This is a genomic window from Streptomyces purpurascens (assembly GCF_045040895.1).
GTDB lineage: Bacteria > Actinomycetota > Actinomycetes > Streptomycetales > Streptomycetaceae > Streptomyces > Streptomyces purpurascens.
Genome location: NZ_CP108341.1, coordinates 5,393,987 through 5,408,776, shown reverse-complemented (window position 1 = coordinate 5,408,776; position 14,790 = coordinate 5,393,987). Strand labels below are relative to the sequence as shown.

The 14,790-nt window shown below is 70.7% G+C and carries 11 protein-coding genes; 8 read left to right on the top strand and 3 right to left on the bottom strand.

Translation table 11 applies throughout. From position 1 onward, the window contains the following. The first annotated feature begins 66 nt into the window (after nucleotides 1–66). Both OHU35_RS24670 and OHU35_RS24665 read left to right on the top strand, forming a co-directional pair. On the top strand, nucleotides 67–1,419 hold the full coding sequence (locus OHU35_RS24670; RefSeq protein WP_189728358.1) for a sodium:proton antiporter: 1,353 nt from the start codon (nucleotides 67–69) through the stop codon (nucleotides 1,417–1,419). Nucleotides 1,420–1,536: 117 nt separating this feature from the next. Next, complete coding sequence (locus OHU35_RS24665; RefSeq protein WP_189728356.1) at nucleotides 1,537–2,163, top strand: NADPH-dependent F420 reductase; 627 nt, start codon at nucleotides 1,537–1,539, stop codon at nucleotides 2,161–2,163. Nucleotides 2,164–2,173: 10 nt separating this feature from the next. On the opposite strand, the gene OHU35_RS24660 is transcribed toward OHU35_RS24665, so the two are convergent. Further along, nucleotides 2,174–2,410 carry a hypothetical protein gene (locus OHU35_RS24660; protein WP_031102696.1) on the bottom strand — a complete coding sequence of 79 codons (237 nt, stop codon included), beginning with the start codon at nucleotides 2,408–2,410 and terminating at the stop codon, nucleotides 2,174–2,176. A 161-nt stretch (nucleotides 2,411–2,571) separates the two neighbouring features. On the opposite strand from OHU35_RS24660, the gene OHU35_RS24655 reads away from it, so the two are divergent. Next, nucleotides 2,572–3,372: a GNAT family N-acetyltransferase gene (locus tag OHU35_RS24655; RefSeq protein ID WP_189728354.1), complete on the top strand. Its 801-nt coding sequence runs from the start codon at nucleotides 2,572–2,574 to the stop codon at nucleotides 3,370–3,372. On the opposite strand, the gene OHU35_RS24650 is transcribed toward OHU35_RS24655, so the two are convergent. Then, the gene (locus OHU35_RS24650; protein ID WP_189728761.1) at nucleotides 3,354–4,376 is read right to left on the bottom strand and encodes a LacI family DNA-binding transcriptional regulator; all 1,023 of its coding nucleotides are present in this window, start codon (nucleotides 4,374–4,376) and stop codon (nucleotides 3,354–3,356) included. The genes OHU35_RS24655 and OHU35_RS24650 overlap by 19 nt on opposite strands. A 302-nt stretch (nucleotides 4,377–4,678) precedes the next feature. Between OHU35_RS24650 and OHU35_RS24645 the strand changes: the two genes are divergently transcribed. The 5 genes from OHU35_RS24645 (at nucleotide 4,679) to OHU35_RS24625 (ending at nucleotide 10,140) form a co-directional block, all read left to right on the top strand. Next, nucleotides 4,679–5,953 (top strand): ABC transporter substrate-binding protein, encoded by a 1,275-nt coding sequence (locus OHU35_RS24645; protein WP_189728352.1) that lies wholly within the window; start codon nucleotides 4,679–4,681, stop codon nucleotides 5,951–5,953. An 11-nt stretch (nucleotides 5,954–5,964) separates the two neighbouring features. Then, nucleotides 5,965–6,948 (top strand): carbohydrate ABC transporter permease, encoded by a 984-nt coding sequence (locus OHU35_RS24640; protein ID WP_229873265.1) that lies wholly within the window; start codon nucleotides 5,965–5,967, stop codon nucleotides 6,946–6,948. Continuing rightward, nucleotides 6,945–7,778: a carbohydrate ABC transporter permease gene (locus OHU35_RS24635; RefSeq protein ID WP_189728350.1), complete on the top strand. Its 834-nt coding sequence runs from the start codon at nucleotides 6,945–6,947 to the stop codon at nucleotides 7,776–7,778. The genes OHU35_RS24640 and OHU35_RS24635 overlap by 4 nt, the downstream gene beginning before the upstream one ends. A 36-nt stretch (nucleotides 7,779–7,814) precedes the next feature. After that, nucleotides 7,815–9,455, top strand: a complete 1,641-nt coding sequence (locus OHU35_RS24630) for a glycoside hydrolase family 13 protein (protein ID WP_189728348.1) — start codon at nucleotides 7,815–7,817, stop codon at nucleotides 9,453–9,455. Nucleotides 9,456–9,549: 94 nt separating this feature from the next. Beyond that, nucleotides 9,550–10,140 (top strand): antibiotic biosynthesis monooxygenase, encoded by a 591-nt coding sequence (locus OHU35_RS24625; protein WP_189728345.1) that lies wholly within the window; start codon nucleotides 9,550–9,552, stop codon nucleotides 10,138–10,140. Here the strand turns inward: OHU35_RS24625 and OHU35_RS24620 are convergent. Continuing rightward, on the bottom strand, nucleotides 10,091–14,584 hold the full coding sequence (locus tag OHU35_RS24620; protein WP_189728343.1) for a hypothetical protein: 4,494 nt from the start codon (nucleotides 14,582–14,584) through the stop codon (nucleotides 10,091–10,093). The two genes, OHU35_RS24625 and OHU35_RS24620, sit on opposite strands and share 50 nt — an antisense overlap. Between the last annotated feature and the right edge of the window lie 206 nt (nucleotides 14,585–14,790).

The window sequence follows — 14,790 nt, the reverse complement described above, 5'->3', positions numbered from 1 at the left end:
CACCGGGGCCTCGACACGGACGACACGATTCCACCGCGTCCGCGATGACACGGCGGCGAGGACGCGGTGAGCGGCAGCCTGTGGGCGGGGGCGGCCGTGGCCGCCGTGACGGCGGGGTACGCCCTCTTCTCCCGGCGGCTGGCCACGACCGTCGTGTCGGCACCGATGGTGTTCACCGGCTGCGGGATCGCCATCGGCCCGATCGGGCTCGGTCTGCTCGACCTGAAGCACGACGCGGGCCCCGTGCTCACCCTCGTCGAAGCCGCCCTGACGCTGGTCCTGTTCACCGACGCGATGTCCGTACGGCGACGGGATCTGCGCCTGGGCGGATTCCTCCCCGGCCGCCTGCTGGGGATCGGTCTGCCGTTGACCATCGGGGCGGGCTGGCTGCTGGCGTGGCCCCTGCTGCCGGGGCTGACCCTGTGGGAACTGGCCCTGCTCGGTGCCGTTCTCGCGCCGACCGACGCCGCCCTCGGCAAGACGGCGGTCTCCGACCGGCGTGTCCCCCCGCTGGTGCGCGGCGGCCTGAATGTCGAATCCGGCCTCAACGACGGTATGGCGCTGCCCTTCTTCGTGCTCTTCCTCGCGGCGCTGCCCGGAACCATGACCTCGGAGGAGGGAGCCGCCGGGGTCTTCTGGCGGGCGCTGGTGCTCAGTACGGCGTGGGGACTGGTCGCGGGAGGGCTCGGCGGGTGGCTGTTGCGCTGGTCGCGTGCGAGGGGCTGGATCAGTGGTGACTGGCGGCAGGCCTTCGTCCTGGCCGTGGCCGCGGGCGCGTACGCCGTGGCCGTCGCCTTCGACGGGAGCGGCTTCATCGCGGCCTGGGTGGCCGGCTTCGCCTTCGGTGTCTCCCTGCGGCGGAGCGGACCGGCGGAGGCACCGGCTGAGACGCCGGCCGCGGCACCGGCGGAGGCGTCGGACAAGGCACCGGCTGAGGCGCCGGCCGCCGTCGACGACTCCGCCGGTCTGACCGCGCATCTCGCCGACCTTCTCGCCTCGTTGAGCTTCCTGGTCTTCGGTGCCGTCCTGCTCGGGCCGACGCTGGACGACCTCGACTGGCGGATCGTCGTCTATGCCGTGCTGAGCCTCACCGTGGTCCGGATGCTGCCGGTCGCCCTCTCCCTGGCCGGGACCGGCCTGGCCCTGCCCACGGTCGCCTACATCGGGTGGTTCGGGCCGCGCGGCCTCGCCTCCGTCGTCTTCGGGCTCCTCCTGGTGGAGGAACACGTCCCGGGCCTGCAGCTCCTCGGCCGGGTGATCGCGGTCACCGTCGCGCTCAGCATCCTCCTGCACGGCATGTCCGCGGTGGTCCTCGCGAAGCGGTACGGCGCCTGGTACCGGAAGGCCGCCGACCGGCGACCGCTGCGCGAGGACCTGCCCGGGGACGCAGAGGCCGGGCACTCGCCCACGGCGCGGTAGGGCGGCGACGGACCTGAGGGTCCCGGGTGGGCGACCACCGGACTAGGTCTTTCGTGCCGGGCGACCCGGGCCCGGGGCCCGATTCGCCGTGGTCCCGGCGGGGCTAGCGTTCCAGCCATGCGTATCGGACTACTTGGCACCGGCAACGTCGCCCGAGCACTCGCCCACGGCTGGAGCGCCGCGGGGCATGACGTCCTCCTCGGCTCACGCCGGCCCGGGGAACGGACGGACCTCGCACTCCCCGTGGGGAGTCTGAGCGAAGCGGCCGCTCACGCGGAGGTCCTGGTCAACGCCACCCCGGGGACCGTCTCCGTGGAGCTGCTGCACTCGATCGGGGCCCCGGCGCTCGCCGGTATCCCGCTGATCGATGTCGGGGTCGGCCTCTCCGACGACTTCGTCGAGCTCTCGCACCCCAACAGCAGCCTGGGGGAACGGATCCAGGACGCGTTCCCCCTGACCCCCGTCGTGAAGACGCTGTGCACCATGGACTCCATGGTGATGATCGCCCCGGGCGATCTGGACGGCCCGAGCACCGTCTTCCTCTCCGGCGACGACGCCGAGGCGAAGCGGACCACCGGACGGCTGCTCACCGACCTCGGCTGGCCGCCGTCGTCCCAGCTCGACATCGGCGGTATCCGCACCGCACGCGGACAGGAGCACTTCGCCCTGCTCTTCATGGGCATCGCGGGCGGGCTGGGCTCGCACACGTTCAACATCAACGTGGTCGCCCGCCCGGCTGTCTAGCGGGCGCTGCTCAGTCCCCGACGCACTTGGGGTACTTCGAGCCCCGGTTGCAGTCGTGATAGTCGTACTTGCTGACCCTGAACTTCGTCTCGTCACCGGCCTTCGCCGGATCAACGACCAGGTAGAACTTCTTCCCGTCCTTGACCTTCTCGGTGACCTTGCCCTCCGGGCCCTTGTCGAAGTCCTGCGCGCATCCGGCGAGGGCGAGGACGCTGACTGCCACGAAAGCGGTGGCGAGGCGACGCATGTCGTGCTCCGATCATCTTGAAAACGCGGCTCAGTGTAGGGGTGAGCGCCCCGCGGTTCGCGATCGAGAATGTTCCCGGGTGTGGATGAGAAAGGTCTGTGGAGGGCAGGGTGCGGAGTGCGGACAACTCCCGTGTCCCGCCACCGATCTGAGGGGTACTCATGCGCGATCTCGCGGACTCGATCGAGTCGATGGAGCAACTCGCCGCCGTCTGGCGGGTGATGGTCCTCGACCGGGATCCGCGTGCGGATGTCCGCGACCTTCCCGGGATCGCCGTGCGGTGGGCCGACTGCCGGTTCGCCTTCTGGAACTGCGTGACCTTGACCGACGTCGGCGCGGACGCGGGGCTTCTGAAGCAACGGCTGAACGAGGCGGCGGAGGTCATGCGGTCGAAGGAACAGTCCGGGTTCTTATGGGTCTTCGAGGATCTCCTCGACGACGAGGCACGGGCCGTGCTCGGGGAGGCCGCCGGGGAAGCGGGGCTCGCCTACTCGTTTCCCGGCACCGGCATGGCGGGAGACCTGCTGCCCCTTCCCGAACCGGTCCACCCCGAGCTGACCTTCGCGCGCGTCAGCGATGACGAGCTGCTGCGGGCTTATGCGGACATCAACTCGCGTGCGTACGGGTTTCCGTTGGAAGACGGGCGGGACGGGCTCGCCACGTCCTCGCTGTGGAAGAGCGAGGTGCACGCCTATCTGGGGCTACGGGACGGTACGCCCGTGAGCTGTGCCGCCACGGTGGCGGCACAGGGGCGGCTCTTCGTCATGATGGTCGCCACCGATCCGGAGTGGGAGCGGCGGGGATACGGGGAGGCGGTGACGCGCAAGGCGCTGTACGAGGGTGGTCGTGCCACCGGACTGACCCGGGCGACACTGCACGCGACCGCCGCCGGAGCGCCCGTGTATCCGCGCATCGGGTTCGAGCCGAACTCCCCGATGCGGTTCTACTCGCTCAAGGGCTGATCAGCCGGCTGGGCCACCGGCGCCGTCGTGGAGCGGGGGATCACATGCGTCGGCAGGACCAGATGCCGGCCGTGTTCCGCCTCGGCGTCGCCGATGAGCTTCAACGCCAGTTCGCCTGCCTCGCGCCCCATGTCCGACGGTGACTGGGCGACCGTGGACAGGTCGAACCAGTCCGCCAGCGGCTGGTCGTCGAAGCCGAGGACGGAGATGCGCTCGGGCACGGCGATCCGCGTCTTGCGCAGGTTCCAGACGAGGGCGACGGCGACCTCGTCCTGCTCGGCGAAGAGGGCGGTCGGCGGCTCGCGCAGGCTCAGCAGCGTGCCGAGCGCCTCGGCGGCGGCGCGCTTGTCTCCGACCCGGGTGGAGACCACCAGGTCGTCGTCGAGCGGGACGCCCGCCTCGGTGAGCGCCTGCTGGTAGCCCAGCAGCCGTTCGTCGGAGCTGAAGGAGAAGCCGCTCGCACCCTGCGTCTGGACGAAGGCGATCCGGCGGTGGCCGAGGTTGAGCAGGTGCCGGGTGCCGTGCAGGGCGCCGGCCACATCGTCGACGTAGACGCTCGGGCGGCCGTCGACGTGCTGGCTGACGTAGATCACCGGCATGCCGAGGTCGTCCAGCCGGGCCGTCTCCTCGTCGGTGAGGTCGAAGGAGAACACCAGGAGCGCGTCGGCGTTGCGGCGCGCCGGGAGGTGTTCGAAGAAGGCCGTGCGCTCGGCCAGGTCCGGGATCTCGTAGACGTTCAGCTGCAGGCCCGCCGCCCGCAGCAGCGGGGCCAGGCTGGACAGGGCGGATCCCATGAACCACGAGTTGAGCGTCGGGACCATCACCGCGACCGTCCCGGTCCGGCCCGTGACCAGGCTCGCGGCCTGCCGTGACACGGCGAAGTTCAGTTCGCGCGCGGCCTTCTCCACCCGGGCGCGCACCTCCGGCGACACCGTGGACAGGCCGCGCAGCGTGCGCGAGACGGTGGAGGTGGAGACCCCGGCCCGTTCGGCGACGTCGGCCATCGTGGGGTGCCGCTGAGCTGGAGGCATGAGCCGGACGTTAGCACAGGAATTCGCTCCCCCACCTCTGGTTGTGACAGCGATTTCACGGGAGTGAAGCCCAAGCGGTCAGCCGATTACCCCCGCGTAACGCATTGACTTCGGCAAAACACGCCCCTAGCTTGCAAGCGTTGTCCGAGTGACCCTGACGAGACCCCTGCAAGCTTCATCAGCATCGCTCTGAGCTGCACATCTCCTTCATTCACTCCGTGACAACGCAGTCTCAGCAGCAGCCATGACCCCGGTTCCGCGCGACCAGGAGAGACATGACGACCAGAACCACCAGCAGAGCCACCGCGCTCGCCGCCACCGGGCTTCTCCTCACCGCCTGCGGCAGCGGCTCCGGGCAGGCCGGGCCACCGTCGTTCGAAGGGCGCGGGCCCATCACGTACGTGGCCGGCAAGGACACCACGGGCACCGTCCAGCCGATGCTCGACCGCTGGAACAAGGCGCACCCGAAGGAGAAGGTCACCTTCATCCAGCTGCCGACGGACCCGGACGCGCAGCGCCAGCAGATGATCCAGAACGCGGAGACGAAGTCCGACGCCTACACGGTGCTGTCCCTCGACGCCGTGTGGACCTCGGAGTTCGCCGCCCACCGGTGGATCGACCGGCTGCCCGAGAAGCGGTTCCCGCTGGGGAGGATGCTGAAGCCGGTGGTGGAGACCTCGCGGTACCGCGGCGGTCTGTACGCGGTGCCGGGCAGCTCGGACGGCGGCCTGCTCTACTACCGCACCGACCTGCTGAAGAAGGCGGGCGTCGCCCGGCCTCCCACGACCTGGGCGCAGATGACCGCCGCCTGCGCCAAGGTGAAGAGGCTGCCCGAGGCGAAAGGCATGTCCTGCTACGCCGGGCAGTTCCAGAAGTACGAGGGCCTGACGGTGAACTTCGCCGAGGCGGTGAACTCCGCGGGCGGCACCGTCACCGACCCGAACGGCAGGCCGGACGTCGACACCCCCGAGGCCAGGAAGGGCCTGGACTTCCTCGCCCGCTCCTTCAAGGACGGCACGATCCCGAGGAAGGCCATCACCTACCTGGAGGAGGACGGCCGCCAGGCCTTCCAGTCCGGCAAGCTGGTGTTCCTGCGCAACTGGCCGTACGCGTACTCCCTGGCCCAGAGGAGCGGCGTCAAGGGCAAGTTCGCCACCGCGCCCCTGCCCGGTCTGAACGGGCCCGGCTCCTCCAGCCTCGGCGGGCACAACATGGCCGTGTCCTCCTCCGCCGGGAACAAGGCGACGGCCCTGGACTTCATCAAGTTCATGTCCAGTGAGGACAACACCAGGACCTTCCTCGAGGACGCCTCCGTCGCCCCGCCGTACGCCTCCCTCTACGACGACAAGGCGCTCATCGCGCAGTACCCGTATCTGCCGGTGCTCAAGGAGTCCATCCTGCGGGCCGTACCGCGGCCCCGGGTGGTGCAGTACGGCGATGTGACCTCGGCCGTCCAGCAGGAGACGTACGCCGCCCTGACCGGCGAGAAGAGCAGCGCGCGGGCGTTGAAGGACCTGCAGAAGGCGCTGCGGAAGGCGGTGGCGCTGTGAGGGCCGGGGCCATGACCGAGACTCCGCCCGAGGTCGGTGTCCGTGCGGGAGTGCGGCGGACGCCGAAGCCGGGCCGGGCGACCGCCGGTTCGGGGCGGCTGGCCGCGCTGCTGGTCTCGCCGACGCTGCTGGTGCTGACGATCGTCGTGCTCTATCCGACGCTCATGGCACTGAAGGAGTCGCTGTACGGGGCGAAGGAGCTGGACCCGAGGACCGGGTTCATCAGCGACACCGAGCCGTTCGTCGGGCTCCAGAACTACGCCGAGATCTTCGGCGAGGCCGGGGCGCGGTTCTGGAACGCCTTCTGGAACACCACGTTCTTCACCGTCGTCACGGTCGGCCTGGAGACGGTGGTCGGGGTGGCCATGGCGCTGATCATGCACAAGGCGTTCCGGGGCCGGGCCCTGGTGCGGGCCGGGATCCTGGTGCCCTGGGCGGTGCCGACGGCCATCTCCGGACTGCTGTGGCGGTGGATCTTCAACAGCGACGGCGTCGCCAACGCGCTGCTCGGGCAGCAGATCCTGTGGACCACCGAGGGCTTCCACGCCAAGGTCGCCGTGATTGTCGCCGAGGTGTGGAAGACCGCGCCCTTCATCGGGCTGCTGGTGCTGGCCGGCCTCCAGGTGATCCCGAAGGAGGTCTACGAGGCGGCCCGCATGGACGGGGCCCGTCCGGCGCACCAGTTCTGGCACATCACCCTGCCCTTGGTGAAGCCCGCGCTGCTGGTGGCGGTGCTGTTCCGCTGCATGGACGCGCTGCGGATGTTCGATCTGCCCTACATCCTCGTCGGCGCGCAGAAGCACTCGGTGGAGACGCTGTCGATGCTCGCGCAGAACGAGGCGGCCAACGTCCGCTTCGGACCGGCCTCCGCGTACGCGGTGATCCTCTTCCTGTACGTGTTCCTGATCGCGCTCGCCTTTGTGCGGCTGCTCGGCGCCGACCTCGTCGGGGGCGACAGCGGGAGAAGGCGCCGTCGTACGGAGGTGGCGGCATGACGCTCACGGTCAAGTGGCGGCGGTGGCTGCCGTATCTGGGGATCGCCGCGGTGGTGGCCTACTGTCTGGCCCCGTTCTACTGGATGCTGGTCTCCAGTCTCCGCCGCACCGGCGACATCTTCGACACCTCGCTCGTCCCGGCCCCGCTGTCCTTCGAGAACTACCGGGCCGTGTTCGACCCCACGCAGGGCTTCGGGCGCGCGCTGCTCAACAGCCTGATCGTCGCCGGGATCACGACCGCGGCGGCGCTGCTGCTCGCCACGTTCACCGCCTACGCGATGGCCCGGCTGGAGTTCCGCTTCAAGCGGCTGATCCTCACGCTGATCATCGCCACCTCGATGTTCCCGGTCGTCTCGATCGTGGTGCCGTTGCTGAAGCTGTTCACGGACATCGGCTGGATCAACACCTACCAGTCGATGATCGTGCCGAGCATGTCCTTCGCGCTGCCACTGGCGGTGTGGAACCTGACCACGTTCTTCCGGCAGATGCCGGACGAGCTGGAACACGCGGCGATGGTCGACGGCTGCACCCGCGGCCAGGCCTTCCGCAAGGTCATCGTGCCGCTGGCCGCGCCGGGCATCTTCACCACCGCAATCATCACCTTCATCTGTGCCTGGAACGAGTTCCTCATCGCCCTGTCGATGACCAACAAGCCCGGTATGCAGACCGCGACCGTCGCCATCTCCAAGTTCACCGGCGCCACGACCTACGAGACGCCGTTCGGCAGCCAGATGGCCGCCGGTGTCCTCGTCACGGTCCCGCTGGTGGTCATGGTGCTGCTCTTCCAGCGCCGTATCGTCGCCGGGCTCACCGCCGGCGCCGCCAAGTAGACACGCCCCCCTGAGACTTCGAAGGAGCCACACCTCGTGTCTTTCACCGCACCCTGGTGGCGCAGTGCCGTCATCTACCAGGTCTACATCCGCAGCTTCGCCGACGGGAACGGCGACGGCGTCGGCGACATCGCCGGGCTCCGCTCCCGCCTGCCCTACCTGAAGTCCCTCGGCGTCGACGCCGTCTGGATCAACCCCTGGTACAAGTCGCCCATGGCCGACCACGGCTACGACGTCGCCGACTTCCGGACCATCGACCCGCTGTTCGGCACCCTGGCCGACGCCGAGCGGTTCATCGAGGAAGCGCACGCGCACGGGATCCGTGTGATCCCCGACATCGTGCCCAACCACACCTCCGACCAGCACGCCTGGTTCCAGGCGGCCCTGGCCGCCGGGCCGGGCAGCGCGGAACGCGAGCGCTACGTCTTCCGGCCCGGGCGCGGAGCCGACGGGGCGCAGCCGCCCAACGACTGGGTGTCCTGCTTCGGCGGCCCGGCCTGGACCCGGCTGCCCGACGGGGAGTGGTACCTGCACCTGTTCGCTCCCGAGCAGCCCGACCTGAACTGGCAGCACCCCGAGGTGCGGGCCGAGTTCGAGTCCGTCCTGCGGTTCTGGTTCGGGCGGGGCGTGGACGGCTTCCGCATCGACGTCGCCCACGGTCTGATCAAGCACCCGGAGCTGCCGGACCTGCCGCCCCGCCGGGACCCGGACGCCGGGCCGGCCTCGCGGCACGTCGACCATCCGCACTGGGACCGGGACGAGGTGCACGAGATATACCGCTCCTGGCGCAGGGTCGCCGACGAGTTCCCCGGCGACCGCTCCTTCGTCGCCGAGGCCTGGGCCGACACGCCCGAGCGGCTGGCGGCGTACGTCCGCCGGGACGGTCTGCACACCGCCTTCAACTTCGACTTCCTCATGTCGAGCTGGGACCCGAAGGACCTGCGCGGGGTCATCGACGACTCCCTCGCCATGCTCGGCGCGGTCGGCGCACCGGCCACCTGGGTCCTCTCCAACCACGACGTGACGCGCCACCCGAGCCGCTACGGCCGCCGCACCGCCAAGCGCTGGGTGGCCAACGAGAGCTACCGCCCGGAAGGCCCCCTGGACTTCGGACTCGGCACCCGGCGGGCCCGCGCCGCCGCCCTGCTGATGCTCGCCCTGCCCGGCGGCGCCTACGTCTACCAGGGCGAGGAACTCGGCCTGCCCGAGGTCGAGGACCTGCCCGAGGACGTCCTCCAGGACCCGACCTGGGAACGCTCCGGCCACACCGACCGGGGCCGCGACGGCTGCCGCGTCCCGATCCCCTGGTCCGGGCGCACGGCTCCCTACGGCTTCAGCCCCGACGGCACCACGGCCGGCCCCTGGCTGCCCCAGCCCGCGCTCTGGGCCGAGCACACCGTCGAGAGCCAGACCGGCGACCCGGCGTCCATGCTGGAGCTCTACCGTGCGGCGCTGCGCGTCCGCCGCGACCACCCCGCCCTCGGCGACGGCACGTTGACCTGGCTGGACACACCGGACGGGGTGCTGGCCTTCACCCGGGACCCGGGCTTCGTGTGCGTGGTCAACCTCTCCGCCGAGCCGTACGAGCTGCCCGCACACTCCGGGCTCCTCCTGTCCAGCGGCCCGCTCGAGAACGGCCGGCTGGGGCCGGACCAGGCAGTGTGGCTGGCGGTGTAGGCCGCCGGTGAAATGCAGTTGACCGCTCCCCGCTGTCCACGGGCACGATCACGGTTCCGCTTCCGTCCTCCGCACGCGTGAAGGAGTTCCGTCCGTGCCCTCAGCACTCTTCCCGGATCTGTCCGCCCCCGGCACATGGGTGATCGGCACCCGCTATGCCGACGGCCCCGACCGGCAACAGTCCCTCGTGGACGACGAGTCGGCGTTACTGGAACCGTCGCCCGCCGGTCCGGCCGACGTCAGCTGGTTCCTGAGCACGGACGGGGAGACCGTGCTGACGCTCGCTCGATGGGAGGACGACGCCGGGGTTCCGCCGGCCGGACCGCCCCGCTATCGCCTCTACCGCAGCCTGGCCGAGGAGCGGGAGACACGCGTCCCGGGCTGTCTGATCACCGCCGCGTTCGATGTCGACGGACCCGAGCGGCAGCGGTCGTTCACCGACGCCGTGATCGCGGCCCAGCCGCGCGAAGGCGGCCACCCCGGGGCGATCTCGGCCCACTTCCTGCACAGCGCCGACGGCAGCCGGGTGCTGCTGTACACGGAGTGGACCAGCGCCGAGGCCCACCAGGAGGCCGCCGAGGCCGGTGACCACGACCAAGGGCACGAGCTGTTCTCGGGAACGCCCGGGGTGCGGCTCACGCACGGAGGGCGTTTTCATCCGCACCGGGCGCTGCGGGGGACGTGACCCGTGCCTCCTCGGGCGCCATGACCAGGCCGGGGACCAGCGAGAGGGCGGCACGCACGGCGGCGGCCACACGCGGCACGTCCACCCCCAGGCGGGCCAGGCGGGGCAGGAGTTCGTCCAGGGGCAGGCCGGCGAAGCGGGCGATGGCGAGGAAGTCGCTGACCGGCCGGTCCAGGAGGAGCGGGAGGTGGAGGCTGTCCCCACTGTGCTCGTGCTCCTCCAGGCACAGACGCCGGTCGATCTCGTCCAGGCCGCTCAGCGCGTGGACGGGCACGTCAAGGCCGAAGGCCGACAACCGGTCCACCACCTCCTCGACCTCCATGAGCAGGGTGTGCGGTGCGGAGACCAGGTAGTGCAGGGGCACCGGATCGTCCCAGGCGAGCGCCTCCCGCGCGTACTTGCCCACCCAGGGGGCGACCAGTTCGGTGTCATACCTGCTCGCCCTGGCCGGCGCCGAGGTGCACGGTGTGCGCAGGCCGTAGTGGGCCAGCCGGTCGACGACCGCCAGAGGAGAGATGCCCAGCCTCTGCGCGACCTGGATCACCGCGAGCATGGGCACAGGCTGATCCGGCACGAGTTCCTCGGCCTGGGGCATGGCGGCCAAGAGCTGGTGCAGCATCGCCGCGTCGTCCGGGCCCACCCGTTCGGGCAGTTCCATGTCCGGCACCCGGAAACCGTAGGCACGGAGTCGTGCCACCACTTCCCTGGGCGGCAGCCCGCTTCTGTGTACCGCGTCCACCACGGACTGGAGGTCGAGCTCGTCGTCTACCTCACGCCAGTAGCGCTCCTGGGTGCCGGTGCTGAGAATCAACGTGTCCGTGGGAACGGCATGCTCGGGGTGAGTACCGGCGGCAAAGCCGAACTCCGCGAGGCGGCGTGTGATGTCGGGCAGGGGAACGCCCGAGTTGAGCGCCGCGCGGGCCAGGAGGCCCGGAGGTACAGCTTCTCCCACCCTGAGGGACCCTGCGAAGACCTGCTCCCAGCCCCACTCCGCGCCCTGTCTCATCAGTTCCTCGGCAGTCTCCTCGTCGAGAGGGCCGAGTTCCAGGTGGAAGCCGTACGTTCTGAGCACCTCGGTCACCTCGCCGAAGGAGCGTCGGCAGCCCGCCATACCGGACATGACGTGCCCCGCGGAGACGGGAGTATGGAGATCCAGCCAAGGCCTGACGCCGTCCAGGTCGCGGCTGAGCAGGCTCACCACCCAGTCGTCGGGGGTTTCCGTGGGCATTCCCCCGCCCTGGACGTCGAAGCCGAAGGCCCGCATCCGGTCGATCGCCTCTTCGACCCCGATGTTCAACAGCAGTGCCGCCTTGAGGAGATGGCCAGGAGGCACCTCCTCCGTGCGCTCGCACCAGTTGCCGCCGAAGGCCGTGTGGCCTTGCTCGAGCAATGCCGCACCGGTGAGGTCGACCACAACGGCGTCGGCACGGCCCGGTGCGGGCAGGCGGAGTCGCTCCAGGCGAGCGACGGCCGCTTCGTAGGACGTTCCGCAGATCAGCGCCACGGACAGGGCATGCCCCGGGTGTATCGACGGGAGGCCGGGCTCTGCCGATTCCAGCCAGTTCCTGTTGTTCCACGCGGTCGCGGATTCCGTGCGCAGCAGCACGTCCGAGGGCCGGGCGGCGAGCACCGACTCGACCCGGGCCAGCTCCGGCACCAGCGCGGTCAGCAGGGCGAGTTCGGGGTTCGGCCGATGGGCGAGCAGGCGCCACAGCAACGTGCTGTCGTCGGGAAGCCCGTAGATGGTGCCCTCGGCAGCACGTCCCGCGTACGCCGCGGACTCGGGTACACCCGAGTCGGCCCGGTGGACGATGCGGGCGTCCGGCGGGAAGAACCCGACCCTGGCAACCGGTGCCGGGTGGCCGTGCAGGTCCATCACGAGCCCGGCCGCCCCGGCCGCGTCGGTCACGATGTCCGCGAGCCGCGGGCTGCGCGCCGCCACCTCGGACAGCCACTCGAAGTCGAGCAGGGGAGGATCGGCGGACAGCAGGGCCGGCAGCGCCTCCTCGATGAGCCGCCCCACTGGTTCGCACACGTCGTCGTCCAGGATCTCCGTACGGTCCACCGACAGGTCCCGTGGCCGGGTCCTCCCGGTCAGGTTGACGACGACTCCACGCGGGCGGCGGTGATCACTGGGGTCGGTCAGCGCCCCTCGCCGTACCCGGGGCTCGGTGTGGATACCGTCGACCAGGATGCCCCCGCCCCCCTCGCACCAGATCACCTGACCGTCGGCCACGTATGCCCCGTCCGGCCAGGCGACCGTCCGTCCGTGGGCCAAGAACCCGTCGGGCCGGGTCCCCGGGGCCTCCCGCAGCCGTAGCTGCCCGGGCTTCCACTTGGCCTCCTGAGTTCCGTGCCGCGCGCTCGTGCGGAACTCGGCCAGGCCCAGCAGCCGGCGCAACTCCCGTACGCAGGACGGCGCCTTGTCTCCGTCCCGGAGGTAGAGGCGCACCCGGGTGCCGACGGGGCCCCTGCGCCCGGTCCGGCGCACCCGGAAGTAGTGGCCGGGGCCGGTGATCAGGACCGTGAGCTCCTCCGGGCGTCCGGTGCCGCCGTCCATGGCGCAGGTGGTGACCCGGATCTCGTCCGCGATCATGAAGTAGCTGAGCACACCGATGCCGAACCTGCTGTTGGGGTGGACGGTGATGCCCTGCTTCTCCCAGTCCTGCTGCTCCTCCTGGTAGCGGGGCAGGTCGGTGAACCTGACGCCCGCGCGGGAGAAGACGTCCGCCAGGACGGTCTCGTCCATGCCGATCCCGTTGTCCGAGCACTCCAGGAAGTAGCGGCCCTCCTCCCGGTCGAAATCCTGGGTGAAGGTGATCTCGCCGTCGTAGGTGTCGCGCCCGTCACGGGCGTGCTGCCGGGCCCGGCGGTAGCGGCAGGCGTCCAGGGCGTTCTGGTAGAGCTCGCGGATGGCGAGGCTGCGGTCGCGGTAGAGATTCTCGCCCATCAGGAGTTCCTGGATGCGCTCCTCGTCGAGCCGGAACCGGATCACCTCGCCGGCCTGCCCGGGCCCGTCGACCGCTTCCTGCACCTCGTCGGCGTGCGCGTACACCGGCAGGGCGCCGGCCTCCTCGGCCAGTCGCGAACGCCGGGCGCCGCGCAGCAGGGCGTCCACGAGTTCGGTGTGTTCGGACAGCGCGGCCACGGCGGCGGGGTGATCGCACACCGCTTTCAGGCCGAGGACGTCCCGGTGGACGGTCCAGGACGCGTCCTTAACGGTGGTGAACAGGTGCTCCAGGTCCAGTGGTTCGGGGATGCCGACGTGTCTGACGACCGCAGCGGGCAGGTCCGTGGCCTCGATCGCCAGGGCGTGGGCGATCGCGAACAGCGGTCCCACCAGCCATTCGCGGACCTGCTGCCATTCCCCGCCCTCGAAGTCGAGCTGGAAGGGCTCCTCGCGCAACGCCGTGGCCGTCCCGCGTCCGTAGAGGGTGCGTGGTGCCACCTGGGCGCAGGCCAGTAGCCGGGAGACCAGCTCCGGTCGGCAGACGGTCGCGATGTCCACCCCGGCCCCGTCCGCGGCGGTCAGTACGGTCCGGACGTCCCCGGGCTGTCCCTTCGCCCATTGGTGGAACAGCCACCAGCCGATCTCCCGGCGGCCGTCCTCCCGGTCCCTGAGCAGGTCACCGCGCATGGCCTGCCGGACCAGCCGCTTGCGGGAGCGCAGCAGCACCTCGTACTCCCGGCGATCGGGACTCCCTTCCGTCAGCTCCTGGAGGTCGGTCGGGCCCACGTGGGACAACGCCGATGCCGTGAGGGCCCGGTGTGTCTGGTAGAGGAACGGCAGCAGCGCGAGGAGGGCCGCCTCGGCCGGGGCGAGGATCCCTGGCTGGTGGCAACGGAGCTGGTACAGCAGGAGGTTGGTCCGGTGGGCGATGCGCCGGGCCAGGGCCGGGTCGTGCCACGGGTCGGCGTCGGAGAGGAGGTCGCGCGCGGGGGCGTACAGCTCGGCGAGGCGGCCTGCGACATCGCGAGCCTGCTCTTTCATGGCGTCGGCGCGTTCCTCGGTCCCGGGGCTGACGAACTGCCAGGCCTGGGACCGGGCGGTGTCGTCCCGCCAGTCCGGCCCCTCGGGGCAGTCCGGGAGCGGCCGGGGCTCGGGGGCGGAATCGGCGGGGGCGGCAGCGCCGGAGGGGCGCCTGAGACGGGCCTTGCGAGCCTCCTCGGCCATGTTGTCCCACTGCGCGAGTGTGGGCAGCCGTAAGCGTCGGCCGTTGCGCCGGTGCGCGATCCTCGCCAGGGCGTTCAGGAAGTCGTGACGGTCCCTGCGGTCACGCGGGATCGCGCCCGCGAGGCGGGAGTCGACCGAGCTGATGCCCGGGGGGCGGCGTCCGCGCTCCAGCTCCCGTGCTATCTCCTCGCGCAGTTCGGCCGAGCTGGGGTTCCCGGCCCACTCGATCAGCCTGGCCAGGGCCTGGTCGTATCGCTGTGGTTCCGCCATCGCCGCCGTCCCCCTTCCGCGCCCCCACCGGCGCCCCAGTCGGCCGAGCCGCACGACTCGTACGACCCGTACGACTCGTCGAGCCGCACACTACCGCCTTGACCTGCGGCATCACCCGGTATTCGGCGATTGCGCCTGAACCTCTACCGGGGCGCCCGGGGCACGGTCGGCGTCGACCCGCCGCTTTGTGACTCCCTGGGAGGGAA

Excerpts from the sequence above, each read along its gene's own strand:
- OHU35_RS24665 (WP_189728356.1), top strand. The coding sequence starts at position 1,537 with ATGCGTATCGGACTACTTGGCACCGGCAACGTCGCCCGAGCACTCGCC.
- OHU35_RS24660 (WP_031102696.1), bottom strand. The coding sequence starts at position 2,410 with ATGCGTCGCCTCGCCACCGCTTTCGTGGCAGTCAGCGTCCTCGCCCTC.
- OHU35_RS24655 (WP_189728354.1), top strand. The coding sequence starts at position 2,572 with ATGCGCGATCTCGCGGACTCGATCGAGTCGATGGAGCAACTCGCCGCC.
- OHU35_RS24650 (WP_189728761.1), bottom strand. The coding sequence starts at position 4,376 with ATGGCCGACGTCGCCGAACGGGCCGGGGTCTCCACCTCCACCGTCTCG.
- OHU35_RS24645 (WP_189728352.1), top strand. The coding sequence starts at position 4,679 with ATGACGACCAGAACCACCAGCAGAGCCACCGCGCTCGCCGCCACCGGG.
- OHU35_RS24640 (WP_229873265.1), top strand. The coding sequence starts at position 5,965 with ATGACCGAGACTCCGCCCGAGGTCGGTGTCCGTGCGGGAGTGCGGCGG.
- OHU35_RS24635 (WP_189728350.1), top strand. The coding sequence starts at position 6,945 with ATGACGCTCACGGTCAAGTGGCGGCGGTGGCTGCCGTATCTGGGGATC.
- OHU35_RS24620 (WP_189728343.1), bottom strand. The coding sequence starts at position 14,584 with ATGGCGGAACCACAGCGATACGACCAGGCCCTGGCCAGGCTGATCGAG.